The sequence below is a fragment of the Achromobacter sp. JD417 genome (assembly GCF_041879325.1).
Classification (GTDB): domain Bacteria; phylum Pseudomonadota; class Gammaproteobacteria; order Burkholderiales; family Burkholderiaceae_B; genus Achromobacter; species Achromobacter mucicolens.
The window spans coordinates 229,065-254,913 of the sequence record NZ_CP087159.1 but is presented as its reverse complement, the minus strand read 5'-3'; the positions used below and the strand labels follow the sequence as shown (position 1 = coordinate 254,913).

20 protein-coding genes are annotated in these 25,849 nt (G+C 64.0%); 9 read left to right on the top strand and 11 right to left on the bottom strand.

The features are described 5' to 3' along the window. Positions 1–60: 60 nt before the first annotated feature. Positions 61–1,467, bottom strand: a complete 1,407-nt coding sequence (locus LN047_RS01205; RefSeq protein ID WP_373980960.1) for a PLP-dependent aminotransferase family protein — start codon at positions 1,465–1,467, stop codon at positions 61–63. A 204-nt stretch (positions 1,468–1,671) separates the two neighbouring features. Here LN047_RS01205 and LN047_RS01200 point away from each other — a divergent pair, with 204 nt between their 5' ends. Then, entirely contained in the window at positions 1,672–1,836 is a 165-nt protein-coding gene (locus LN047_RS01200) for a hypothetical protein (protein WP_172802189.1), read from the top strand. 113 nt (positions 1,837–1,949) lie between these two features. On the opposite strand, the gene LN047_RS01195 is transcribed toward LN047_RS01200, so the two are convergent. The 3 genes from LN047_RS01195 to LN047_RS01185 form a co-directional block, all read right to left on the bottom strand. Continuing rightward, positions 1,950–3,554, bottom strand: coding sequence for an MFS transporter (locus LN047_RS01195; RefSeq protein ID WP_373980959.1), 1,605 nt, complete (start codon positions 3,552–3,554; stop codon positions 1,950–1,952). A gap of 66 nt (positions 3,555–3,620) precedes the next feature. Then, the gene (locus LN047_RS01190; RefSeq protein ID WP_373980958.1) at positions 3,621–4,325 is read right to left on the bottom strand and encodes a hydrolase; all 705 of its coding nucleotides are present in this window, start codon (positions 4,323–4,325) and stop codon (positions 3,621–3,623) included. Between the two features lie 248 nt (positions 4,326–4,573). After that, complete coding sequence (locus tag LN047_RS01185) at positions 4,574–5,296, bottom strand: PIG-L family deacetylase (RefSeq protein ID WP_373980957.1); 723 nt, start codon at positions 5,294–5,296, stop codon at positions 4,574–4,576. 363 nt (positions 5,297–5,659) lie between these two features. Here LN047_RS01185 and LN047_RS01180 point away from each other — a divergent pair, with 363 nt between their 5' ends. Continuing rightward, positions 5,660–7,756 (top strand): putative bifunctional diguanylate cyclase/phosphodiesterase, encoded by a 2,097-nt coding sequence (locus tag LN047_RS01180; RefSeq protein ID WP_373980956.1) that lies wholly within the window; start codon positions 5,660–5,662, stop codon positions 7,754–7,756. Positions 7,757–7,852: 96 nt separating this feature from the next. On the opposite strand, the gene LN047_RS01175 is transcribed toward LN047_RS01180, so the two are convergent. Continuing rightward, entirely contained in the window at positions 7,853–8,422 is a 570-nt protein-coding gene (locus LN047_RS01175) for a TetR/AcrR family transcriptional regulator (protein WP_373980955.1), read from the bottom strand. 117 nt (positions 8,423–8,539) lie between these two features. Here LN047_RS01175 and LN047_RS01170 point away from each other — a divergent pair, with 117 nt between their 5' ends. From LN047_RS01170 to LN047_RS01155, 4 genes are all read left to right on the top strand, one after another. Then, positions 8,540–9,007: a nuclear transport factor 2 family protein gene (locus LN047_RS01170; RefSeq protein WP_128829761.1), complete on the top strand. Its 468-nt coding sequence runs from the start codon at positions 8,540–8,542 to the stop codon at positions 9,005–9,007. Positions 9,008–9,240: 233 nt separating this feature from the next. Continuing rightward, the gene (locus tag LN047_RS01165; protein ID WP_254608341.1) at positions 9,241–9,579 is read left to right on the top strand and encodes a transposase; all 339 of its coding nucleotides are present in this window, start codon (positions 9,241–9,243) and stop codon (positions 9,577–9,579) included. Next, positions 9,567–9,911: an IS66 family insertion sequence element accessory protein TnpB gene (tnpB, locus tag LN047_RS01160; protein WP_373979927.1), complete on the top strand. Its 345-nt coding sequence runs from the start codon at positions 9,567–9,569 to the stop codon at positions 9,909–9,911. Before LN047_RS01165 ends, tnpB begins: the two co-directional genes overlap by 13 nt. A 62-nt stretch (positions 9,912–9,973) precedes the next feature. After that, positions 9,974–11,545: an IS66 family transposase gene (locus LN047_RS01155; protein ID WP_373979928.1), complete on the top strand. Its 1,572-nt coding sequence runs from the start codon at positions 9,974–9,976 to the stop codon at positions 11,543–11,545. Between the two features lie 446 nt (positions 11,546–11,991). On the opposite strand, the gene LN047_RS01150 is transcribed toward LN047_RS01155, so the two are convergent. Both LN047_RS01150 and glmS read right to left on the bottom strand, forming a co-directional pair. Then, positions 11,992–16,041: a helix-turn-helix domain-containing protein gene (locus tag LN047_RS01150; protein ID WP_373980954.1), complete on the bottom strand. Its 4,050-nt coding sequence runs from the start codon at positions 16,039–16,041 to the stop codon at positions 11,992–11,994. Positions 16,042–16,922: 881 nt separating this feature from the next. Next, on the bottom strand, positions 16,923–18,755 hold the full coding sequence (gene glmS / locus LN047_RS01145; RefSeq protein ID WP_056320281.1) for a glutamine--fructose-6-phosphate transaminase (isomerizing): 1,833 nt from the start codon (positions 18,753–18,755) through the stop codon (positions 16,923–16,925). Positions 18,756–18,905: 150 nt separating this feature from the next. Between glmS and LN047_RS01140 the strand changes: the two genes are divergently transcribed. From LN047_RS01140 to LN047_RS01130, 3 genes are all read left to right on the top strand, one after another. Next, complete coding sequence (locus tag LN047_RS01140) at positions 18,906–19,394, top strand: Lrp/AsnC family transcriptional regulator (RefSeq protein ID WP_373980953.1); 489 nt, start codon at positions 18,906–18,908, stop codon at positions 19,392–19,394. A gap of 20 nt (positions 19,395–19,414) precedes the next feature. Beyond that, positions 19,415–19,813, top strand: coding sequence for a hypothetical protein (locus LN047_RS01135; RefSeq protein WP_279989846.1), 399 nt, complete (start codon positions 19,415–19,417; stop codon positions 19,811–19,813). Positions 19,814–19,960: 147 nt separating this feature from the next. Then, positions 19,961–20,503, top strand: coding sequence for a nucleotidyl transferase AbiEii/AbiGii toxin family protein (locus LN047_RS01130; RefSeq protein WP_235512675.1), 543 nt, complete (start codon positions 19,961–19,963; stop codon positions 20,501–20,503). 46 nt (positions 20,504–20,549) lie between these two features. On the opposite strand, the gene LN047_RS01125 is transcribed toward LN047_RS01130, so the two are convergent. The 4 genes from LN047_RS01125 to glmU all read right to left on the bottom strand — a co-directional run bounded on the left by LN047_RS01125 (position 20,550) and on the right by glmU (position 25,815). After that, complete coding sequence (locus tag LN047_RS01125; protein ID WP_179690794.1) at positions 20,550–21,608, bottom strand: glycosyltransferase family 4 protein; 1,059 nt, start codon at positions 21,606–21,608, stop codon at positions 20,550–20,552. Then, positions 21,605–22,927 carry a UDP-glucose/GDP-mannose dehydrogenase family protein gene (locus tag LN047_RS01120; RefSeq protein ID WP_373980952.1) on the bottom strand — a complete coding sequence of 441 codons (1,323 nt, stop codon included), beginning with the start codon at positions 22,925–22,927 and terminating at the stop codon, positions 21,605–21,607. Before LN047_RS01120 ends, LN047_RS01125 begins: the two co-directional genes overlap by 4 nt. A gap of 129 nt (positions 22,928–23,056) precedes the next feature. Continuing rightward, positions 23,057–24,442, bottom strand: coding sequence for an MFS transporter (locus LN047_RS01115; RefSeq protein WP_373980951.1), 1,386 nt, complete (start codon positions 24,440–24,442; stop codon positions 23,057–23,059). Then, complete coding sequence (gene glmU, locus LN047_RS01110) at positions 24,442–25,815, bottom strand: bifunctional UDP-N-acetylglucosamine diphosphorylase/glucosamine-1-phosphate N-acetyltransferase GlmU (protein WP_373980950.1); 1,374 nt, start codon at positions 25,813–25,815, stop codon at positions 24,442–24,444. Before glmU ends, LN047_RS01115 begins: the two co-directional genes overlap by 1 nt. Positions 25,816–25,849: the final 34 nt, after the last annotated feature.

Genomic DNA, 25,849 nt, shown 5'->3' with positions numbered 1-25,849 from the left:
GGCGTCGGCGCATCGCCCGGCACTTCGACGGCGACGCGCAAGACCCGGCACCCAAGCAAATCAAACCTGAGAAACCGGCGCCGCAATATCGCCCTTGAGCAGCTCCGCCAACCGGGTCAGACCGTGCGTCAAACGCGTCCGGTCAATCGCCCCGCCCAACGACACACGCAGCGCCAAGGGGCTGGATGCCCCCGTGGAAAATGACGCCGAGTCAGTCACACTCACCCCTTGCGCCAGCGCCGTCTGCTTGAGCCGGTAGCAGTCGATATGAGGCGGCAACTCAAGCCAGAGGTGCAGCCCATTCGGGTCGGCCTGGATCTTGCCGGGCAGGATCGATGCCGCGACGGCTTGGCGATGCTGCAGCTCGCTCCTGACCTGCGCCAGCCAATGAACGGCAGCGCCCGACTCGATCAACGTCGTCGCCATCTCCGTCATCCAGGGCGTGGGCATCAGCGACAGCGAACGCAGGGCATCCAGCACCGGGCTCAACGGCTCGCCGGCAGGCACGACAAGGTAAGCGGTTCTAAGGCCGGGCGCGATGCATTTGGACAGCGTCGACACGTAGTACACCGGCGCCGAAGACGTGTTGGCCGCCAGAGAAAACATCGTGCTGGGCGCATGTTCGGCCAACAGCCAGTACGGATCATCTTCAATGACCGGCAGCGCATGTTTGGCCGCGACGCGCAGCAATGCCGTTCGACGTTCAGTGGACAGCGTGATCGCCGTCGGGTTCTGAATCGTCGGATTCAAATACAGCATGGCGGGACGATGCCGTTCGCACACGCGTTCTAGGTCGACGGGGTCCATGCCGAATGCATCTGACTTCACGCCAACGGCCGAGCGCTGGAGCAGGCGGGCCGCGGCCAGAAAGCCCGGGTAGGTCAATGCATCGCACGCAATGGCGTCGCCCGATTGGCTCTTGGACAGCAGCAGCGCCGCGATCGCGGTTTGCGCGCCCGGGCAGACCACGATCCGCTCGATGTCCGTGTCGCCCGTCATCGGCCGCAGCCACGTCGCGGCTACCGCACGATGCCGGTTGGCGCCGGCGCCCACGTGATAACTCATCAGATCCATTGCGCTTGCGGCCGCCTGGGTGGCGACGCTGCCTTGCGCAAGCAGGTCTGCAAACGCTGCACTGCCAAGCAATGGCGGGATGTTCATGCCCAGATCGATCGTCCCGCCCGCCTTCAATCCCGAATAGGACACATACGTCCCGCCGGCGCCCTGCGCTTCCAGGATCCCCTTCTGGCGCACTTCCGTGTACGCGCGCGTGACGGTCGTCAGGTCGACGCCCAAGGTCTGCGCCAGTTCGCGCTGCGGGGGTAGCCGGTCGCCGGGTCGAAGGACACCGTCCTCCACCGCAGTCTCGATTTGCGTGGCGATCTGCTGGTACCGGGAGCCCGAGCCCGCGGTCAACGGCCGCACCCACGACGTGTTGGCTTTTTTCAGGCGACGCGAGAGAGCCATGGCTTTTCTTTATGTATGGGTTTTCTGCCGCTTCCGGCGAGAGGGAATGCAGTCGGGGCCGGACGATTCAACTTCTTGTATGGATTTTGGCGGTAGAATTTGCGAACTTGTATGGATTATAGCGCTCGCTCTGCGCGCTCCTGGCCTTGTTGGGCATCGCCGGGGAGTCCACGAAGCTGCTGAAGGCAGCGTTTTGAGGCAATGATGAATTTCTGGATCCCCGTCGTCTTCGGTACGTTCAAGCTCGCCATTTTGGGCGTGTGCATGTTCCTCGCCATCAAGTCACATCGCGAAGGCGCCAGAAAGGAGCGGGAGAAAAAGGAGCTGGAACGCCTTGAAAGTCTCAAGGCGCTGGCGCCGGAACGTTGAGCGGATCAGCGCGGGACGGCCTGTCCGTCCCACTCGAAGACGGATGAAGCCCAGGGCTGCATCCAAGCACGAAAGAATGCGGCTCGCGTGAGCCGCATCCGATGACAACACGATTACGACAGCTGCGGCGCCACGAAGTGGGACACCTTCGGCGGCGCGTCGCCGATGTGGAAACCGCGCACTTCGGCTTGCTGGTCCGCGTCGGCGTGGGTCACACGCTCATGCTGGCGCAGGTGCTCCAGCCACGAGGTCACGAGGAAGTATTCCTGGTAGCGGCCCGGCTGCGCCGCGTCCTCGAAGATCCCCCAGGCGTAGGCCCCATCGCGGCGGCGCTCCGCGCCGACGCGCTGCATGGCCTGCACGAAGTCGGCGCTGCGCGCCGGGTCGATCAGGTATTCGACCGTGATCATGACCGGGCCACGATCGTGCGACACCTCTTGATCGATCAGCGGCTCGGGCCAGTGCATCGACGGCGCAAGGTCCAGGTCCGCGCCCAGCTGCAGCTTGGCCTTGCGGGTCAGCAGCATCGCAACCACGGAGCCGGCGGCGGCGATCAGCAGCGCGGCGGGCACGCCGGCACGCACCGCCGTCTGACCCCAGATCATGCTGCCCGCGGTCATCGAGCCAAAGAACACCGTCACAAAAATCGCCAGGCCACGGGCACGCACCCAGTCCGGCAGCGCAACCTGCGCCGAGACATTCAGCGAGGTCAGCACCATGATCCACGACGCGCCCGCCAGGAAGCTGAACGCACCGGCCACCACGGGATGCGGCACCACCGCAAACACCACCAGCGTGAAGGCGGTTCCCAGCGTGCCGGCCATGACGCTGCGGTCCGGACCCAGCTTCTTGCGCAGCGGCGGCAGCACCATCGCGCCGATCACCGCGCCCGCCCCGACGCAGCCCAGGATGATGCCGTAGAGCAAGGCGCCACCCTGCAGCACCTGACGCACGATCACCGGCAGCAAGGCCCAGTAGGCGCTGGCAAACAGGAAGAACGCGACGGCGCGGACCAGCGTGGACTTGAGCGGCTTGCTGTGCAGCGCAAAGCGCACGCCGGCACGCATGGCATGAAACAGCTGCTCGCGCGGCAGACGCTTTTCAGCGGCGGCGGGCGGCTTCCACCAGATCAGCGCGGCCACGACCACGATGAAGCTGACCGCGTTGACGAAGAACGGAATCGCCACGCCGATGCTGGTAATCAGCACGCCGGCCAGCGCCGGACCAATGGCGCGGCTGACGTTGATGCCCACGCTGTTGGTCGCGATGGCCTGCTGCAGCGACGGACGCGGCACCAGGCTGGGCACGATGGCCTGCCAGGCCGGCGCCGACAGCGCCGTGCCGATACCCATCAGCAACGTGAAGCCCAGCAGCACCCACGGGGTCGTCAGGCCAAACCACACCACCAGCCCCAGCGCCAGCGCAATGACGCCCATCGCAATCTGCACCATCAGCAGCAGCTTGCGGCGGTCCATCGTGTCGGCCAGCGCACCGGCCAGGAGCGACAGCAGAAAAACCGGCAGCGCGCCCGCCGTCTGCACCAGCGCCACGAACATCGGCGACGGCGACAACGACGTCATGAGCCAGCCCGCGCCCACGTCGTGCATCCAGGTGCCGATGTTGGACAGCACGGTGGCGATCCAGATCACTGAAAAGGCGGAGTAGGCGAAAGGCGAGGACGGCGGGGCGTCGGCGGGGCGGGTGTCGGCGGTCGTCATGGAAGGCTCCGGGCTGCCAGGCGGTATGGAAAAAAAAGCCCGCGGCATTGGCCGCGGGCCTGGGATTCAGCGAGCGGTAACCGGCGCCGCGACGGGCGCGATCGCCTCGTGCGCGGTCTGCGCGCGCTGACCGGCCTTGTGCACCATCGTGTAGGCGTAATCCACACCCATGCCGTAAGCGCCCGAGTGTTCCTTGACGATTTCCATCACGGCATCATACGAGTCGCGGCGGGCCCAGTCACGCTGCCATTCCAGCAGCACCTGCTGCCAGGTGACCGGCACGACGCCGGCCTGGATCATGCGCTGCATGGCCATGTCATGCGCTTCCTTGGACGTGCCGCCGGACGCGTCGGACACCATGTAGATCTCGTACTCGCCTTCCAGCATCGCGCTCAGGGCGAAGGTGGTATTGCAGACTTCCGTCCAGAGACCGGCCACGACGACCTTTTTGCGGCCATTGGCGGCCAGCTGATCGCGCACCTTCTGGTCGTCCCACGAATTCATCGAGGTGCGTTCCAGCACTTTCTTTTCCGGGAAGACATCGAGCAATTCCGGATAGGTGTAGCCGGAGAACGATTCGGTCTCGACGGTGGTGATGATGGCCGGAATATCGAACGCCTTGGCCCCCTTGGCCAGCCCCACGACGTTGTTCTTCAGCGTCTGGCGGTCGATCGACTGCACGCCGAAGGCCATTTGCGGCTGGTGATCGATGAAGATGATCTGGCTGTTTTCGGGGGTCAGCACTTCGAGCTTGGCGGTGGTTTGGGTCATGTCAGTGTCCTTGGAGAGGTAGGTTTGGGGTGTTGCTTGCAGCGCGTCGCTGCCATGACCAGAACTATATTCGGCGGGACAATCTGGCGGTAGATGGCGATTTTTGGCCTCAGCGTTCTTCATATAGAACGATAAGGCAGCCAAGCGGCGCAGCCGTCGGGGTTGGCTTGCGGTCGCCTGTCCTTATCTGAGGGCACGCGGTTCGATGACGTCACCCGCTATAGCCGAGCGTCTCCCGACGCGCCATCTCAGACCGCGTCCCTGGCGCTGCCCGTAAGCCGCCAGTACGTTTCATGCACGGCCAGTTTCAGTGCCGTGCTGTCCAGCCCCATCAGTTGCGACGCGTAGACGCCGATGGCGCGCGCCTTGCCGGCCGCATCGACCGCCAGGTGCGCCGGCGTGGCTGTCACGCCGCGCGCCTGCAACTGCGACAGCCGTACCTGCACGACACCTTGCTGCTGGCGATATGGCACATCCTCGTAACCGAACCAGGCCACGCCCGGCAACGCATCGCGGATCATCAGGGCGGCGTCGCTGACCCGCACGTGATCGCTGTGGAACAGGCCCAGTGGCATGACCACGGTCGCGGGCGCAAGCCTCATCAGCAGGTGGAACAGACGCTCGATGATCAGCGGCGCATCCTCGTCCGCCGTCGATGTGTATTGGCTGTCCAGAAAATCCAGCCCCTTTCCGGTCGCGCCCACGCTGCGCAGCGCTTCCCGGTCTTCCGCCAGCCGGCATTCCATCGCGGCGGCGGCATTGGCGAAACCGCAGCGGCGGTCCCAGTCCGTAAGCAGGTTCGGCGTGGGCGCCCGTGCCGTGTACACCGTCACGACGGTACTGCCGGGGCGCGCGGCGAGCAAGCCGGCGCAACTCAGGATGGCGTCATCCAAATGAGGCGATATCACGGCCAGGGGAGATTGGGGCAGCGACGGATCGTCGGCCCAGCTGTGCGCTTGCGCGGAAACCATCGGAATCTTTGATCCGCAGCGGATCGCAGTTGTGGGGGCATTGCATGCAGCAAATACCATGCCGCAAAGCCCCAGGCATGCATGGAGCGGATTGCCGGCACGCAAGGTGGACGGCGCGAACGTGCGGGCACGTAATTTGCGTTGCCGCCCTCAACAAAACGGAGCTGTACCGGCATGACACAATCAAAAGGATCGCTTCCCCGGTCCGCCGGCGGCCTGCTTGTCCTGCTGTTGATCGCCTTTGGCGTATTTCTAGCGGCGATGCTGTTTTCCCTGCATTTGTCCGTCGAAAAAAGCGACGACATGTCAGCGATGCGCCAGAGCAAGGAATTGCAGCTTGCGATCAGCAACGTCCTGGACGACGTGGCGCAGGCCCAGGAAACGGTGGCCGTCTGGGACATGCTCTTTGACGAACTGGACAAGCCCGCGCCCGACCAGGCCTGGCTGGATGACAACGTGGGCGCATGGCTGCACCGGCTGTTCAAGCACGATCTGGTGTTTGTGCTGGGACCGGACAACCAGATGCGCTATGGAAACGTCTACGGCGAACGCGTTTCGCCGGAACGCTACGCAGCCTTCGAGCCCGACATCCGCCCGTTCATCGCATTGACGCGGGGCGAGGCTACCCGGCCCAACAACGACCACGAACGCCTGCCGGGCCAGCCGCCCGCATCCGATGCATCCACACGCACCACAGCGGCTGCGGTGCACGCCACCGACCTTGCCATGATCGGTCAACGGCCAGCCGTCGTGAGCGTCATGCGCGTCGCACGGTTTCCGCCCAACCTGGACACGCCGGCAATTGCGGCCCGGAATATGCTCGTCAGCGTCCGGTTCATCGATGGCGATTTTTTGCGCGCGTTCTCACGGGACAACCTGATCGACGCGCTCCATTACCATCCCGTGCGCGCCCGCCATGTACAAGCCGATGAGCGCGAGGAGCTCCTCCGGTCCTCAGACGGCACCTTGCTGGGCTACCTGATGTGGCGGCCGGATCTGCCCGGCTCCGAACTCTGGCGCGCCATGCTGCCGGCGGTCGCCGCCATGCTCGCCGGCGCGTTCATTCTGGTGGCGTTGCTGGCTCTGCGCACCTACCGGCTTCTGCGCCAACAGCAGGCGCACCTCTCCGCCCTGCGCAAGGCCCATGTGGAACTGAAGGCGAGCGAAGCGCACGCCCAGCACCTTGCCTTTCACGACGTGTTGACCGGCCTGCCAAACCGCGCGTATTTCGGCACCTGTCTCGATCAGGCTTTGATCCGCCGGCGGCCCAATGCAAGCTGCGCGGTGCTGCTGCTGGATCTGGACCATTTCAAGCAGGCCAACGACACATGGGGCCATGCCGCGGGCGATGCGCTCATCCAGGAGTTCACCCGACGCGTCAAGCTTGCCGTTGGCCCGGAAGACTCGGTCGCGCGCCTGGGCGGCGACGAGTTCGCCGTCCTGATGCAGAACGCCACCGAAGCGGGCGCCACCGATCTGACCCGCCGCATCCTGGCCGATGTGCGCGCGCCTTTCGACCTGCTGGGCGGCCGCGCCTTCGTGGGCGCGAGCATCGGTGTATCGATGGCCCCGCGCGACGGCACCACGCGCAGCGAGCTGCTGCGCAAGGCCGACATCGCGCTCTACCGCGCGAAGGATTTGGGCAGGAACCAGTACAGCTTCTTCGCCCCGGAGATGGACGAAACGCTCAAGGCGAAGGCCGTGATCGAAGAGGATTTGCGCGCCGCGCTGGCGGACAGCGACCAGCTCCAGGTCCATTTCCAGCCGCAGATCGACAGCGGCACGCAGCAGCTCGTGGGCGTTGAAGCGCTGGTGCGATGGAACCACCCTGCCAAGGGCCCCGTGTCACCGCAGATCTTTGTGCCGGTGGCTGAATCCACGGGCCTCATCGTGCCGCTCGGGGAATGGGTATTGAAACAAGCCTGCCGCGCGGCGCGTCAGTGGCCAAGCCTGTCCATTGCGGTAAACCTCTCCCCCAAGCAGTTTCGCGGCGCCGACTTTGCCGAACGCGTCATCGATCTGGTGCGGCGCGCTGATGTCGATCCGGCGCAGATCGAGCTGGAGGTCACTGAGGGTGTGCTCATCGAAGACGACGGCCGGGTGCAGAAGGCTATCGGCAAGCTGCGCGCCGCCGGCTTCCGGATCGCGCTGGACGATTTTGGAACGGGTTACTCCAGCTTGAGCTACCTGCAACGGTTCGCCGTCGACAAGATCAAGATTGACCGGAGTTTCGTCGCAAACATCGGAGAGGGAAGCGATTCCACCGCCATCGTGAACGCGGTCGTGACGCTGGGGCGCTCGATGGGCCTGACGGTCAACGCCGAAGGGGTGGAGACGGCAGCACAACGCGACTTCCTGCGTGCTGCCGGATGCGACGAAATGCAGGGATTCCTGTTCTCCAAAGCTGTGCCGGAAGCAGAAATTACAAAACGCCTCCAAAGGGCGCCCGCCGCAACCTAACTGCCCGCACGTCGCCCATCCAGGCCTGGCACGTCATGCGGCAAAGGTCGACGTGGGAGGTCGGCACGCGGCAACCCACATACGCCTTCGCCGGCGTCAATCATCCAGAACGCAGTGCGAGAGACTCCGCATCGCATCGATGGCGCGCTCGGTGGATTCGCCCATCTGCGCGTGCACGATGGCGCCGTCGATGGCGACCGTGAGCGGGCCGCCGAGGGAATGGCCAGGGCTTTCGAAGATCTCGTCCAGATATCTCGCGACGTCGTGCTTGTGATCGCGCACGATCTTCAATATCTCGGGATGCGTGGAACCGAACTCGGCCGCGGCATTCAAGAAGGCGCACCCGCGGAATTCCTCGCTGTCGAACCAGTCGCGCAGCGTGAGCGCCAGTGAGTCGATCTGCGAGGCGCCGGCCGCCAGGTTGGACGCCAGACTCTCTCGAAACCACCGCATCCAGCGTTCGTGGCGGAACTCAAGATACGCCATCACCAGCAATTCCTTGCTCGGATAGTGCCGATAGAACGTCACCTTGGTGACAGCGGCGGCTTCGATGATCTTGTCGACCCCGGTGGCGCGGATGCCCTGCCCGTAAAACAAGGCATGGGCCGCATGCAGGATGCGTTCACGGGGCGAGAGCGTGTCGGCGGGGGGAGTGTTGCGTGTCATGACGCATTGTAGACAGATCGGTCCACCCCCTGCAATCAGTAGTAGACAGGTCGTTCTACTTGCATTAATCTGCGCACGTAGACAGACCGTTCTACTCGATTCTGCCCAGGAGCAATCATGGAAACTCGCCCCCCGCTGCCGCCGTTCACCAAAGAAACCGCCATTCAGAAGGTACGGCTCGCCGAAGATGGTTGGAACACGCGCGATGCCGCGAAAGTCGCGCTGGCCTATACGCTGGATACCAAATGGCGCAATCGCGCCGAATTCGCCAACAATCGGGCAGAAGCCCAGGGCTTCCTGGATCGGAAGTGGAAGAAGGAACTCGACTACCGGCTCATCAAGGAACTCTGGGCACACGATGGCAACCGGATCGCCGTGCGTTACGCCTACGAGTGGCACGACGACGCGGGCAACTGGTTCCGCTCGTACGGCAACGAAAACTGGGAGTTCATGCCTGACGGACTGATGCACCGCCGCTACGCCTGCATCAACGACATGCCGATCAAGGAATCGGAGCGAAAGTTTCATTGGCCGCTCGGCCGCCGGCCCGACGACCATCCGGGCTTGTCGGAACTGGGGCTCTGAACGACGGCAAGAATGGTGAGCCGGAGCGTCCAGTCCGTATCGGCTTGGCCTACGCTCCCGATTTCGCCTTATAACGCTGCCAAGCGCGCGGTCGTGCAACAGCTGGCACACGCCAAGCTTTCAATCACGCGCATTGGTCGTGAACAAGGGCCGCTCGCGCGTAAGCGCCCGGCAAACCCATATTGAACGCCGAAGTTGTCCCCGATAGTGTCCACCACTTTTAGGTGGACACCATGTCGAAGACAGAATTAGCACCGGTGCCTAAGCGCCGGTCTTATCCGAAGGCGCTGAAGGCGCAGATCGTGGCCCAGTGCAGTCAGCCAGGTACCTCCATTGCCGGCGTGGCGCTGTCGCACGGCGTGAACGCGAACCTGGTACATAAGTGGATTCGTCAGGCTGAACGGCAGCCACCTGTAGCGCCGGCGTTCGTGCCGGTCGCATTGCCAGCGCTGCCCTCGGCAGGCCGTCACATCGAGATCCGGTTGTCGCGCGGTCCCGCGCAAGCGACGGTGCAATGGCCAGTGAGTGAGGCCGGCGCGTGCGTGGCCTGGTTACGCGAGTGGCTGCGGTGATCCGTGTCGATGCGATCTGGCTGGCCACCGAGCCGCTGGACATGCGCGCCGGTACCGAGACGGCGTTGTCCCGGGTGGTAGCCGTGTTCGGTTCAGCCCGCCCGCACCACGCCTATTGCTTCGCAAACCGGCGCGCCAACCGCATGAAGGTGCTGGTGCATGACGGGATCGGCGTGTGGCTGGCCGCGCGCCGGCTGAACCGCGGCAAGTTCGTGTGGGCCGATGCGCTGCGTGGCCCCCACATCGCGGTCGACAGTGAGCAGTGGCAGGCCCTGGTGCTGGGCCTGCCCTGGCAGCATGTGGGCGCGGCAGGTGCGATCTCGGTGTTGTAGCGCCGGACAATCCGGCAAGACGCCAATACCGCCGCGGGGAGCCCTGCGGCATACTGGCGGCCATGAGTACCGCATCCCTGGACCACCTCGACGCGCAGCAACTGCGCGCGTTGGCCGAACGCCTGATGGGCGAGGTGGCCGCGCGTGACGCCCAGATAGCGACGCACGATGCGGTGGTTGCCGAGCGGGATCGCGTACTGCACTTCAAACAGACGCACATCGACCAGCTCATGCAGGAGCTGGCGCTGTACAAGCGCTGGCGCTACGGCAAGCGCAGCGAGCAATTGAACCCGGCGCAGGCAAGCCTTCTGGAAGAGACGATGGATGCCGACATGGCGGCCATCGAAGAGGAAGTGAACGCGCTGCGCGAAGCGATCGCCACTAAGCCTGCGCCGTCGCAAGCGCCGCGTCGCATGCGGCTGCCGGCCGAGTTGCCGCGCACCGACATCCACCACGAACCGGCGTCCACGACGTGCCGCTGCGGCTGCGGCTTGAAGCGCATCGGCGAGGACGTCAGTGAGAAGCTGGACTATCTGCCGGGCGTCTTTACGGTCGAACGTCACATCCGCGGCAAGTGGGTGTGCGAGCACTGCGAGACGCTCACGCAGGCGCCGGTCCCCGCGCAGGTCATCGACAAGGGCATCCCGACAGCGGGCCTTCTGGCGCAGGTGCTGGTGGCCAAGTTCGCCGACCACCTGCCGCTATACCGCCAGGAAGGCATCTTTGCACGCGCCGGCCTGGCGCTGCCGCGCTCGACGCTGGGCGAGTGGGTCGGCGTGTGCGGGCTGCGGTTGCAGCCGCTGGTCGATGCGCTCAAGGCCGAAGTGCTGGGCAAATCTGTGCTGCATGCCGACGAAACGCCGGTGCAGATGCTCAAGCCGGGCGCGGGCAAGACACATCGGGCCTACTTGTGGGCATACACACCGACCGCTTACGACAGCCTGCGTGCAGTGCTCTACGACTTCGCGCCCAGCCGGGCTGGCGAGCACTGCCGCACGTTCCTGGAAGACTGGCGCGGCAAGCTGGTGACCGACGATTATGCGGGCTACAAGGCCGGGTTCGCGGCTGGCATCACGGAACTGGGCTGCATGGCGCACGCCCGGCGCAAGTTCCATGACTTGCACGTCAACAACCAGAGCCAGATCGCCGCAGAGGCGTTGGAGTTGTTCGGCGCGCTATACGGCGTAGAGCGGGACGTAGCCGAGTTGCCTGCCGAAGAGCGCCTCCTGATACGGCTGGAGCGGGCCAAGCCGATCACAGAAACGTTGCGTCGGTGGCTGATCGCGCAACGCCAGCGCGTGCCGGAAGGCTCCGGCACCGCGCGCGCCATCGACTACAGCCTCAAGCGCTGGGAGGCGCTGACACGCTACCTTGACGACGGCGATGCGCCGATCGACAACAATTGGGTGGAGAACCAGATCCGCCCCTGGGCGATCGGGCGTTCGAACTGGCTGTTCGCGGGCTCGCTGCGCGGGGGCCAGCGCGCAGCCGCCATCATGAGCCTGATCCAGTCGGCACGGCTCAATGGGCACGACCCGTATGCCTATATGAAGGACGTGCTCACGCGCCTGCCCACGCAGAAAAACAGCCAGATCGCTGAGCTGCTGCCGCATCGGTGGCTACCTGCTGCATAAGCAGAACCGTCAAGGGTGTGTTCGGCAGGCGCTTACGCTCGCGCGGCCCTTGTTCATGTACAAAGCGAAACGGAAAAACTGAAAACTGGAAATAAAGTCGGTCGCAACCGGCCCTCGCAAACGATTGATTTTGAATGAAATCCAAGATTAGAAAACCTGGATCAAAGTCGGTCGCACCTTGGACTTCGCGCCTTCAACCCTAGAAAATTGAACAAAAGTCGGTCGCAACGTTTGTGCCTCTGGGGTTCAAACTGACCGAGTTGCGAAATGAAATGTCGTACCGCTTTTAACGCATGCAGGCCGGCGAAGCCTGGCGCCTTTACTGTGACCGCTTCCGGGCCAGGAGCGGACTTTCGCATGGTCCCCTCAAAGCGGACGCTCTCGCGGCGACGCTTCTTGCACCGCGATGCCTGGCGGGTAAGCGGTGCCATCGGCTCGGCTCTCGGCTAGTCATCTTCTTCCTCAATAGCTTCCTTTGACTTGCGCTGGCGCGCTATCGCATAGCGAGCGTCCTTGAGCAGTCCGTCGTATAGGTCGAACGCTGGTTCGGCTCGGCTAAGCGGCGCCAACATCTGCTCGCAGTGCTGTTCCATTCGGAGGTCGTCCGGGAACGGTTCCCCGGCAATTCCTCCACGAATTCCAGAGTGTATTGCCGCGGCGATTGCCGACCGAATCTCATCCAGAGCTTCCTCGCCAACGAGTTCGGCCGCGTTGAGGACATCCCGGATGAACCTTGAGTGTTCATAAATGAGAGCTGGCTGGCTTTCCTGCAGCACTCTGGCAACCAGAGTGGCATGGGCTTGGGTGCCCGAGGACATCCAATCAAGCAAAAGGTTGAGCAGGGTTTCGCCGTAGTCTCCGCAAAGGCCGGAGACTGCCTCGCCAATGCGTCGTGCGCTCGGAATGTACTTCGATTCTTCAAGGGCCCAGTCGAGAAATTCCCGCAGTAGCCGTGGCCCGGCCTCGACGTCCATCAGGCCAAGGCCCTTTCCGTTGTGCTCTTTGCTCAGTGGCTCGTAAGACCAATCGTTTCGTCGCTTCGCTTCCCCGAGTCGTGCCTTAACCAGCGCGACGACCGAGACTGGATCCTTCTTGATTGATGCTGCGAGGAATGCACGGACCCAGTAGTCGTCTAGCTTCTTCAGCACAACTAGCTTCCTCAGTAACTGGTTCCGCTTGCTCACGGCGTCAGCCTCCGAAATGGCCTTGTCGCCGGAGAGCCACATGAACATGTCGTGAGTTGCGCGCTCGCTGACCTCAAAGTCCGCCAAACAAATGAGCTCTACGGCCAGCGCTGGACTTCTGCTGGCCACCTGGCGAGTGAGTTTCGACGCGACCATTAGAACGTTCGCGTCCTTCGACTCGAAGATGCGCTTGAACAGCTCGACTTCTTGAGGCGTGTAGGGACGGGAGGGCTCAAACCGCATGTACGCCTCAGCGAGCTGCGCCAACACCTTGGCGGACCCCTCCGAGCGGATGACATATTCGTTCACGAGACTGGAGTCGCCGGCCTCAACGACCGTGCTCAGTGCTGCGCCTACGTACGGGTCGAGACGACCGGCTCGGCCCTCGTTGTTCCTCAAGAGAAGTTCGGTAGCAAGGCTCTGTACCGAAGCGAGTAGATGGTTGATGAGGAGGACCGACGACCCATATCCGTCGTGTGCGACGGAGTCAATTTCCTCCAAGGAGGCATGCAGTTCGTCAAACAGGCGGCTTGGCTCAGGGAACGCGGCAATGAGGTCAGCCGTGAGGAGTTGACGGTCCTTTACGTGTTCTTCGCGTTCGAGCGCCTCGCTTAGCTTCCATGTCTCCGTCCCCCAGCCGTCTACGAGTGCGCGTGTGAGTCGGGTCCGAATGTCTCTGTTCAACAAGGCCAAGATGGCTTGAGCCTCAACTGAGGTCTCGGGGCAGCCGTAAAACGCATGCCAGGAGATGGACTGCGCGATCCTAACCAGGACGACGGACGACACGTGAACTTCGTTCAGAACAACCTTGAGTTCTCGCAATAGTTCTACTTGCTGTCGCTTCCAAGCATGGTCGGCCGTGTCGCCGTGCATAGGCCCCTGCAGGGCCTGGGCTATCGTCTGCGCCGAGAGAAACGCTCGTCGGGGAGGGCCCTCCCGCAGGTACTTAAGCAATGCACTAGTTACTTCGTCCCTGACTTTTCGGGCCCATTCCAACGGCAGTTGGTAGCGGGTAATGGTCAAGGTCGAGCGAGAGAAGCTGCTCGTCTCCATCTCGGTCCGCAGCGCTCCTTCCAGAATGGAGAAGGGCGTATAGGTCGACTTGAGCGAGGCGGGCCGTTCCAGAAGCGCGAGCGCGAAGCGAACGACCTCGTGCACGTACTCGATTGGCTTGTTCAACTGGAACTCGGCCAGCTCCTTGAGGATTCGAATGCCGTGGCTGGGCTGCTGGTAAAGCGCGCGGGCGTCGTTGCGTCCAGCAGTCCACAGCAGCTGACATGCTTCTTGGACGTGGTCGTAGGTGTACGCTGCGTAGCGCACCATGTTGCATACGGATGAGCTGTCCCCATGCCCCTCGGCGATGAGCCGCTTTGCGAAGTCCAGCGCAAATCTGGGTTGATAGTATGCAACAGCCTCGACAGCCTCCACGTGGGGATTGCTGTACCGCTCACCCCACCGCAGCTTGGGGCCAAGACTGGTCAGTAGCGCGCTGTCATCTGTCTTGCCCTCGCGCAGGCGCCAGTCTAGGCGACCGAGATTGACGAACAAGTTTTTCAAGTGGTCCGCACCGGCGAGGTCGAAGACTTGGGTGACGCGCTCGTTGGCTGTACCACTCGCGTTGAGGTAGTTCGAGCGAATGATTTCATCGGCCAACAGGTCTGGAGCGAGCCTCGAGCGAAGCCCACGCTTGAACAGGACGCCAGCTTCTCCAAGAAGTCGCATTAGGCGACTGGCGTCCGGTGGCTCTATCCCCTCGGTTTTCAACAGGATGTTGAGTAGGCCTGGGTCGTCCGGAATGATGGGTTGAAGGAGTGCGATTACGCGCAGGATTGCCCTCAGCCTTGGAACATCCTGCCCTGTAACTAAGGCAACGGTGATGACGTCCTGAAGGCTTCTCAGCACATAGGTACGGAACTCCTCTGCATTGCCAAGAAGCGCGAGCGACACACCGTCGCGTGCGACCAACTGCGCTGCCAAGACGGTGACGAGCGGCGTGGTGTACGTAGCGCGCGCAATCTCGACAGCTGCTGCTGGTGGTGCCTTGCATTCGGCGAGGACGGATTCGGCCAATATTTGAGCTTGCTCTCGAGTCTGCGGACGCATATCAGCAAACCGGACCGAAGGCCCAGAGAGACTTACGTCGGCAGCCTGCAGCCGCAGCGCTTCTTTCCCATAGGGGCGAAGCGATAGGAGCAATCGCGTGCGGTTCTCGGGAACGGCCGCATACCTGAGGAGGATGCCAAGGTCTTCGCGTTCGTGTGCATCATCGACGACAAGTAGAGTCTCGACCCGTCCGCTGCCGCGCAGCCTATCCAGATGATGGGCCTTGACCTCTTCGGTCGGCGACACAAACCGAACATGCAGGGGCGTGCTCTGCGCAAGCCGTTGGGTCACTTCGCGTAGAACGCGACTCTTGCCAGAGCCGGGTGCACCGACGAGACACGTTAGAACGACAGACTCGTCTTGGACGCAGTCAACAACCTCTGAGACTTCCTCGTCGCGACCGACGAGCGCCCAGGAGTGGTTGAAGAAGCGGTCGGAAACCAGAAACGGCTTGAAGAAGTCCTCGGGGCTCTGAATAGGGCCCGGCTCATCAATACCAAGCAGGTCGAGGCGCTGGCCACTGAAGTACCGGTCGACCAGGTCCAGGCGGTCGACCAACGGCAAGTCGTGAAGCCGTCGGGTGATGTCCTCTCGGTCCCACAACTCCCAGCCAGCGTGCGCTGCCATCGCATCGCGAGAACTTGGGCTCGCAACGCTGGACAGCAGGAGCACCTTGAGGTCTGCGGCGAAGGTCTGCTCGGCCACCGCGGTATGGACCTTCTGAGGGCCGAACTCATGGACGCGCTTGCACTGAAACGAGTGGGTGCCGAAGGGGCCAGTGGCGAAGATGTCGATGCCGTGCTGCTTGTGTCCTGTGCCCCCATAGCGATGTACCGTGCCTCCGTGGGGCTGGTACAACCGGTGCAAGAGGGCGGCGCAGAAGCTCTCAAACGTCTCCGGCGGAAGGGCGGAGAGCGGCAGAGGCCGGTCGTGCGAAGTGGCGGTCTCGGCGCGAGCGTCCACCGGTGCCGCTTGGTACCCGGCCGCCGCCAGGAGTTCGTTGGCCTTGGCCCGCACCAACCGCTCCAGCGCCGGGATGTCGTTCGACCGCGGGCGCGTAAGCCCTTTCTCCCAACGGCTCACCGACTGCTGGGTGACACCAAGGGCGGTCGCTAGCTCTTGCTGCTTAGTGAACCCTGCAGCAACGCGAAGTCGAGCGAGAAGTTCGCCAAAGGCCGGGTAAGGCGCGGGTTTATGGGGTGCTTGCACTGGATGTACCTTTTCACACACACACTAAATAGTGTATCGCCTGCGCACTGCATCTTGGTCCCGTGATCATCAGTTGTCGGAGGCGCCATGGCGCACAACCCCGCTCGAACCGCGAAAGGGGGCACCAAGCCCCGCCTAGCCTGACGCTACGTACTGCGCGTTCAGTGATGACCGCGAGCGCCGCAACGCGCTAGTGTTCCGTGACCTTCGCATCGTCGGTTGCCGCTTGGCACGGTGGCGTGCCTCGTCACGCTCGCGCGTTACACGCCCACCGGCGGCAGCATGCTCAGCGGCACGATCGACCGCATCGACTCGCGCTGCACGGCGGCCGTTCTCTACCGCAGCGGAAGGAAGAGTGCGAAGTGTTCGGTTCGGATCGATTAGCTCGGGCGGAGCAACGGAGTCGCGTTCTGGCACGACTCGTCGGCCTTGCCAGGTTCGTACAACGAGATGCTGAACCAGAGGCTGGTGACCAGTCCCTGCACTTCAAGACGATGGCGGTGGCCTGGGGGGGCGTCGACAAGCACCTGTCCCAGGAGGAAGCCGCTGAGTACCTATGGGAGCTGTTCATCAAGCAGGCACAGTTTTGAACACTGGCTACAGCCACTGTTCTCAGCAGCAGAAAGTCAGTTCCAGCACTGAGGTCAGAAGCGATTAAATCGGCGACCGTTGTATTCGAATGTCCGGTTTCGCGGCTGGTCGGGGGCTGGAAAGGACCCGCAGAAGACATCTGCGGCCCCCGCTCGCACTCTTTAACAACCGATGAATCCATCTTCGCCACACAATCGGTGACGATCTAGTCTGTTCCAGTTGTGACCGACTTTATTCCGCGCGACCGACTTTATTTATCGTTTTCAAAACGGAATGCATCCGCTACCGCATCACTCCACCGTCACGCTCTTGGCCAAATTCCGCGGCTTATCCACATCGGTACCCCGCGCGCATGCCGTGTGATACGACAGCAGTTGCAGCGGCACGGTATGCAGAATCGGCGACAGCTTGCCATAGTGTTCCGGCATGCGGATCACGTGCATGCCTTCGGCGCTTTGGATCTTGCTGTCGGCGTCAGCAAACACATACAGCTCGCCGCCACGCGCGCGCACTTCCTGCATGTTGGACTTCAACTTTTCCAGCAGCTCGTCCTTGGGCGCGATAGTGACGACCGGCATGTGCTCGGTGACCAGCGCCAGCGGGCCGTGCTTCAGTTCACCCGCCGGATAGGCTTCGGCGTGGATGTAGCTGATTTCCTTGAGCTTGAGCGCGCCTTCCAGCGCGATCGGGTAGTGCATGCCGCGGCCCAGGAACAGGGCGTTTTCCTTCGAGGCAAAGCGGTCGGCCCACGCCATGATCTGGGGTTCCAGCGCCAGCACCGAGCCGATGGCGGACGGCAGGTGGCGCAGCGCCTTCAGGTGCTCGGCTTCCTGCTCTTCCGTGAGCTTGCCGCGCGTTTGCGCCAGCGCCAGGGTCAGGAGGAACAGCGCGGTGAGCTGGGTGGTGAAGGCCTTGGTCGAAGCCACGCCGATTTCGACGCCGGCGCGCGTGATGTACGACAGCTTGCACTCGCGCACCATCGCGCTGGTGGACACGTTGCAGATGGTCAGCGTGTTTTCCATGCCCAGCGAGCGCGCGTGCTTCAGCGCGGCCAGCGTGTCGGCGGTCTCGCCGGACTGCGAGATCGTCACGACCAGCGAGCGCGGGTTCGGCACGCTGTCGCGGTAGCGGTATTCGCTGGCGATTTCGACGGCGACCGGGATCTTGGCGATCGATTCGATCCAGTACTTGGCGGTCAGGCCGGCGTAGTAGCTGGTGCCGCAGGCCAGGATCAGCAGGGAATCGACTTCCTTGAAGATCTTGTAGGCGTCGTCGCCGAAGAGTTCGGGCGTGATGGATTCGATATCTTGCAGGGTGTCGCCGACCGCGCGCGGCTGCTCGAAGATTTCCTTCTGCATGTAGTGGCGGTAGGGGCCCAGTTCGGCGGCGCCCGTGTGCACGTGCACGGTGTGCACTTCGCGGTCGACGTTCTTGCCGGCGGCATCCACAATCCAGACGCGCGACAGTTGCAGGTCGACGACGTCGCCGTCTTCCAGGTAGATGATCTGGTCGGTCGTGCCGGCCAGCGCCAGCGCGTCGGACGCCAGGAAGTTCTCGTTCTGGCCCACGCCCACCACCAGCGGCGAGCCTTGACGCGCGCCGACGACACGGTGCGGTTCGTCGCGGCAGAACACGGCGATGGCGTATGCGCCATGCAAACGGCGCACGGCGTTTTGCACGGCTTCGAAGAGGTCGCCCGCGTACAGGTGGTTCACCAGGTGCGCGATGACTTCGGTGTCGGTTTGGCTTTCGAAGACGTAGCCGACGGCCTGCAGCTCGGCGCGCAGTTCGTCGTGGTTTTCGATGATGCCGTTGTGCACGAGCGCGATGCGCGGCTCGTCGTTGCCCAGGTGCGAAAAGTGCGGGTGGGCGTTGTGCGTGGCGGGAACGCCGTGCGTGGCCCAGCGGGTGTGGGCGATGCCGGTGAAGCCTTGGACCTTGTCCTGCGCAACCTGATCGGCCAGTTCGGCCACGCGCTGCGTGCTGCGCGTGCGGCGCAGATGGCCGTCGGCGTAGACGGCGACACCGCAGGAGTCGTAGCCGCGGTATTCCAGGCGCTTCAGGCCTTCAACGAGGATCGGGGTGATGTCGCGCTGGGCGACGGCGCCAACAATGCCGCACATAGGAGTGACTCCGGGTAAGTTCAGTACCGACGCATTGTGCGCGAGCCATAAAGAAATTTGATTTCTTTATGTTCACTTATTTGGCAGTTAATTCCCTTACACAAATGTGATTAAATTATCTTTCGTCGGATCGACAGATTTGAATTAATCATGCAAAACGCCCCAATTTCCCTGCCCGAACTCGATGATCTGGACCGGCGCATTCTTGAACAGTTACAAGAAGACAGCTCGCTGACCAACCAGGATTTGGCCGCGCGGGTGCACGCGTCGCCGCCGACCTGCCTGAGGCGGGTGCGGCGATTGGTGGAAGAAGGGGTGATCGACCGCCAGGTGGCGATCCTGTCGGCCGAAAAGCTGGGCAGCACGCTGACGGCGATCGTGGAGATCACACTGGACGTGCAGGCCGCCGAAAGCCTGGACGCCTTCGAGCAAAGCATGGTCAGTGAACCCGCAGTGCTGCAGTGTTATCGGGTGTCGCCCGGCCCGGATTTCGTGGTGATCGCGCAGGTAAAGGACATGCCGGCCTACCACGCGCTGGTGCATCGCGCCTTCACCGCGCAAGCCAACGTGCGCAATGTGCGCACGTTTTTTTCGGTGCATCGGGCCAAATTCGAGACGCGGATCGATGTGCGGGGGTGAGGCAGTCGCGCAATTTCATCATGAACGAAGCGCGCCGCCCCCGACGGGTGGATAATGCGGCGAAGATGCACGAAAGGCCGTCGCCGATCTTTCAGGAGTTGACCTTGCCCACGCAATTCACCCCGTACCTCGAGATGATAGCCACCCACCTCAACGCCCCCTATGGCAAGGTGGTAAGCCCGACTGATGTCGCCGCCGCACTGCGCCACGGCGATTTGGCGTCGGTTGCGCACGACGCACTTGCGCAAGAATTACTCGCGCATATGTTCTTTGAGCTGGATCCGGAGTTCATTGGTCGAGCCAGCTTTGAAGCGGGTGTGCGCCTCGAAGAAGCTGACGCGCTGTACCAGAACGCCCGCCAGCATTTCGACCTGCCCCGGGCTGTGCGGTGGGAGGAAGCGCTCGAGGGGGTGCTGTGAATGGGGACTTCAAGGAAAGATATCCTGCTTCATCGCGCATCCGGCCCGTGGACGCGTTTGGAATCGCGCGCGCAGGCTCTGGTTGAGGATGCCCGCCGTCATGGCGGCGATTCATTCCGGCCTGTACTGGGCGGCGGAACACGCTTGATGCTCGCCCTCAATCATCGGATCAGCGACGATGTTGACCTATTCGTTGATTCGCCGGGATGGCTTCCGTATGTTTCGCCACGGCTTAACGACCTCTTCGAAAACGAACTGTCGGGCTACAACGAGGACAACGCCCATGTGAAGCTGCGCTTTGCCGAGGGCGAAATCGATTTCGTCGTTGCCGCACCTCTACTGCCGGACACGCCTGATATCTGGAACCCTTCTGCGCCGGAAACCCGCTTTCCTTTGGAGCCGCCGGCCGAGGTGTTGGCGAAAAAACTGTTCTTCCGCGGTTGGGCGCTCACCGCCCGGGATTTGTTCGACTGGGCTGTGCTGCAGACCGAAGCACCTGCAGGCGCAATACCCGAGCAGGCGCTGGCATCGCTTCTAAAAGCCAAGCTTGATGGCTTGGACGCCGCCCTGACGCATATGTTGCAAAGGCCATCTCAGCGGGTCGCCTGGGATAGGATCAGAACTGACCGCTTGCCCGATCTGGATAAGACCGCTGCGTGGGCGAAGGAGAAGGTTGCGCAATGGCGCTGACGCCTCAGCATCTGGACCCGTTGCCCATCGCTAAAGGCGTTCAACCCTACCTGCGCCCCACCAGCCGCTCGAACTGCGCCAGATACCGGTTCCCCATCTTCTGCACGTCGTGTTCATTGCGCACGTACTCATAAGCACGTTCGGTGACCTCGTGCCGAAACGCCGCATCATCCAGGCAACGCGCCATGCCCGCCGCCATCGCCTGATGATCCCCCACGGCGCATAGCACGCCGCGGCCGTCGGCCAGGCTTTCCTTCAGGCCGCCGGCGTCGGTGGACACCACCGGCACGCGCTGCAGGAAGGCGTCCAGCACGCTGCTGCCCAGCGCTTCTTCCTCGGAGCTCATGACGAACACGTCGAGGATGCTGTAGAAGTCTTCCACGCCCTTGCGAAAGCCGGCAAAGCGGTAGACGTCTTCGATGCCGAGCTTGTGGGCCTCGTCCTTGGCCTGCTGTTCGCGGTCGCCGCCGGCGCCGAAGTGCAGGAAGACAAAATCACGGCGCGTCTTGGCCAGTTCGCCGACGGCGCGCACCAGCGTGACCGGGTCCTTGTCCCGAATGAGCGCGGCAGAAGTCGCCATGACTTTCTTGCCTTCCAGATCGAACTCGCGAACCAGGTTGGCGACGTTCTCGGCATTGATCTGGTGAGGCTCGACCGCGCTGCGGATGATGACGGGTTCGATGCCCAGGCGGCGCGGCTCGCTGGCCGCCATTTCGCTGATGGCCACGAAGAGGTCGGCGTGGCGCCACTTGTAGCCGGTCTTCCATTCGTCGCCCGGCTTGACCACGAACGACGTGCGGCGCGAGAACGCCACGGGCCGGCGGTGCAGCCATTTGGTCAGCACGGCCCAGGTGATGGTGTTGGCGGTCTGCGCGTGGATGATGTCGTAGCGGCCGGCGCCGGCCAGAAAGGCCAGCTGTCCGGGCACGTTGCGCACGGTGTGGGCGACGAATCCTTCCTGGCGGGCGCGTTCGGCCAGCGGCGCGCCTTCGCGGCACATCACTTCGACGTCATGGCCCGCCTTGCGAAAGGCGCGCATGCAATAAAGCGTCTGGCGCTCGCCGCCGCGCCAGCCCTTTTCGAAGTTCAGTTGCAGGATCTTCATGCGCGGCCGATGCCCGAGTACTCGAAGCCCAGGCTGCGCACGTCGGCCGGCGTGTAGAGATTGCGGCCGTCGATGATGAGCGGCGTCTTGAGCAGCGCCTTGACGCGATCGAAGTCGGGAGCGCGAAAGACTTTCCACTCGGTGGCGATGAGCAGCGCGTCCGCGCCGTCCAGCGCGTCGTACATGTCGGTGGCGAAGCTGATGCCTTGATGGCCGGCCAGCACGCGGCCGGCCTCGTGCATGGCCACCGGGTCATAGGCGCGCACCTCGGCGCCGCGGCGCGTGAGTTCGGCGATGGCCGTCAGGCTGGGCGCTTCGCGCATGTCGTCGGTGTTGGGCTTGAAGGACAAGCCCCACAACGCGATCTTGCGCCCGCGCAGGTCTTCGCCAAAGCGCGCCACCAGCTTTTCAGCCAGGCGGAACTTCTGCGCGTGGTTCGCGGCCTCGGCGGCCTCGATGACGCGCATCGGCAGGCCGTGTTCGGACGCGGTGTTGACCAGCGCCTGCACGTCCTTCGGAAAGCACGAGCCGCCATAGCCGGCGCCCGGGTACAGGAAGTGATAGCCGATGCGCGGGTCCGCGCCGATGCCGCGGCGCACCTGTTCGACGTCGGCGCCCAGCACTTCGGCCAGGTTCGCCATCTCGTTCATGAACGAGATGCGCGTGGCCAGCATGGCGTTGGCGGCGTACTTGGTCAGTTCGGCCGAGCGCACGTCCATCACCATCAGGCGGTCGTGGGTGCGCTGGAAGGGTTCATAGATGCGGCGCATGACGCCGATCGTGTAGTCGTCGTCCGCGCCGACGATCACGCGGTCCGGACTCATGAAGTCGTTGATGGCCGCGCCTTCCTTCAGGAATTCCGGATTGGACGCCACCGTGAACGGGATGTCGACGCCGCGCTCGGCCAGTTCCTTGGCGACCACGGCGCGCACCTTGTCCGCCGTGCCGACGGGCACCGTGGACTTGTCCACGATCAGCTTGCGCGAGGTCATGTGGCGCGCGATGTTCTGCGCGGCGGCCAGCACGTACTTGAGATCGGCGGAACCGTCTTCGCCGGGCGGAGTGCCCACGGCGATGAACTGGACGTCGCCGAACGCCACGCTTTGCGCGACGTCATCGGTGAAATGCAGGCGCCCGGCCTGCACGTTGCGGCGCACCAGGTCTTCAAGGCCCGGCTCGTAAATGGGAATGCCGCCCTGGCGCAGCAGCGCGATCTTGGCCGCATCCACGTCCAGGCACATGACATCGTTGCCCATGTCCGCCAGGCACGCTCCCGACACCAAACCTACGTAACCGGTACCCACGACCGTGATCTTCATGCCTGTGCGCCTTCAAAATAGGTAATCTTCGCGCCCGGAAAGTGAAACCGGGCGCCGGCCGCCATTATAGAAGCGGCCCGCGCCCGGGGGTCCGGGCGGGGTTCGAAGGGTGTCGGACCCCTGCCGCCGCTAGGCCCGCAGCTTGTTGAAGCGGACGGTGTTGACCACCACGGCCAGCGCCGCGCACACCGTGCCCAGCACCAGGGCCAGCCCCGGTCCGTGAGCCGCGCTGACGCTGAAGGCGATGGCCACCAGCGCGGTGCCAAAGCTCTGGCCGAACACCCGGGTCGTGGCCTGCAGGCCGCCCGCCGCGCCGCTGCGCAGCCGGGGCGCGGCAGACAGCAGCGCGCGGTTGTTGGGCGTCTGGAAAAAGCCGAAGCCCACGCCCGCCACGAACATGCCGGCAATGACGGGCCAGTTCGACACCGTGGATGGCAAGAGCGCCAGCCACAGCATGCCCGCGACCATCGTCGCCGCGCCAATGCCGCTGAGCGTAGCGGCGGAGTAGCGGTCCGACAGGCGTCCGGCCAGCGGCGCGATGATGGCCGTGCCGACCGGCCAGGCGCCCATCAGCATGCCCACCTCAAGGTAAGGCCGGCCCAGCACCTGCTGGAAGTAGAACGGCAGCGACACATAGGACGCCATCTGGGCGGCGAAGGTGCAGGCCGATGCGCCCACAGCAAACGCCAGCGGGCGGATGCGCAGCAAGTCCACCGGCACCAGCGGCGCGGTCTGCTGGCTGGCGCGGCGCACCAGCACCAGCCCGGCCACCGCCGAGATCGCGACCAGGCCGATGCCCCGCAGCAGGTCCTCGCCCATCATGTCCACGCCCGAAATGAAGACGCCCAGCGTCGCCATGCACAGCAGCGCACTGATCCAGTCCAGCTTGACGTCGTTGCGCGGCACTTCCGGCAGATGGCGCAGGCCAAACATGGCAAGCGCGCAGATCGGCAGGTTGACGGCGAAGATCCACGGCCACGGCGCCACGGACAGGATGGCCGAACCAATGGTGGGCCCGAGCACCGACATGACCGCCACCGTGGTGGCATTGATGCTGATGCCCCGGCCCAGCATCTTGAGCGGATAGATGTTGCGCACCAGGCCGCCGAACATGCACATGAGCGTGGCCGCCCCCAGCCCCTGGAACACGCGCGCGGCGGTCAATTGCCACAACGTGCCGGCAAGCGCGCAGCCCAGCGAGGCCAGCGTGAACAGCACCAGCCCGAACGTGAACATGCGGCGAAAGCCGATGCGCTCGGCCAGCGCGGACAGCGGCAAGAGCGCCATCACGACGGCAAGGTTGTAGGCGTTGACGATCCAGACTGCCTGCGCGGGCAGGGCGTTCAGATCCTTGGCGATCGTGGGCAGCGCCACGTTGGCGATGGTGGTGTCCAGCACCGACAGGCTGATGCCCGTCATCACGGTGGCCGCCGCCCAGTACCGGCGCGGCGCCGGCAGGCCGTCGGGGTGCGCGGGCCTGGCCCCGCCCCCCGCGGCCGCTTCCTGGTCCTGCATCACGACTTCTTTACCGGGCGCTGCCATCCGTCAACGGTGACCTGCTTGGGACGCGACACGGTCAGCTTGTCGGCCGGCGCGTCACGCGTGAGGGTGGTACCGGCGCCCAGCGTCGCGCCACGGCCCACGCGCACCGGCGCGACGAGCTGCGTGTCCGAGCCGATGAAGGCGTCGTCTTCGATGACGGTGCGGTGCTTGTTCACGCCGTCGTAGTTGCAGGTGATGGTGCCCGCGCCCACGTTCACGCGCGCGCCGATGTCCGCGTCGCCGATGTACGCAAGGTGGTTGGCCTTGCTGTCCGCGCCCAGCACGCTCTTCTTGATCTCGACGAAGTTGCCGACGTGGCTGCGGTCGCCCAGTTCGGCGCCGGGACGCAGGCGGGCATAGGGTCCCACGCGCGCATCGCGGCCGACTTCGGCCTGCTGCAGATGGCTGAAGGCCTCGATGTGGGTGCCCGCGCCAATGCTGACGTCGCGCAGCACGCAGTGCGGGCCCACGCGCACGCCGTCGGCCAGGGACACCTGGCCTTCGAAGACGCAGCCCACGTCGATGAAGACATCGCGGCCGCAAGTGAGCGTGCCGCGCACGTCAAAGCGCGCCGGGTCGGCCAGCGTGACGCCGGCTTCAAGCTGGCGGCGGGCCTGCTCGGCTTGCCAGCGGCGCTCCAGTTCGGCCTGCTGCACGCGGCTGTTCACGCCCAGCGTTTCCCAGGCGGCGCCCGGCTGGGCCGCGCCCACGGGAATCTCGTCGACCACGGCCAGCCCGACCACGTCGGTCAGGTAGTACTCGCCCTGGGCGTTGTTGTTGTCGATGCGGGTGAGCCAGTTCTTCAGCTTCGCGGTGGGCGCGGTGAGGATGCCGGTGTTCACTTCCTTGATCTCGCGCTCGGCTTCCGAGGCGTCCTTGTGTTCGACGATGCGGCACACGCTGCCCTTGGCGTCGCGCACGATGCGGCCATAACCGGTGGAATCGGCCAGCACTTCGGTCAGCACGGCGGCGCCCTGGCCGCGCGCGTCCAGAAGGCGCTTGAGCGTTTCCGGCTGCACCAGCGGCACGTCGCCGTACAGCACCAGCGTGACGTCGTCCTTGCCGTCGCCTTCCAGCAGTTGCGGCACGGCCTGCTGCACGGCGTGGCCCGTGCCCTGCTGCGGCTGCTGCAGCACGAAGTGCAGATCCGGCTGGCCTTCGAATGCCTGCTTGACGCGATCGGCGCCATGGCCGACCACCACGACGATGCGCGCGGGATTCAGTTGGCGTGCGCTGTCCAGCACATGCGCCAGCATGGGTTTGCCGGCCAGCGTGTGCAGCACTTTGGGAAGGTCGGACTGCATGCGTTTACCCAGTCCGGCGGCAAGAATCACTACATTAAGCATAAGTTCCAGTAGGTTGAGAGACGGGCGGGCGGCC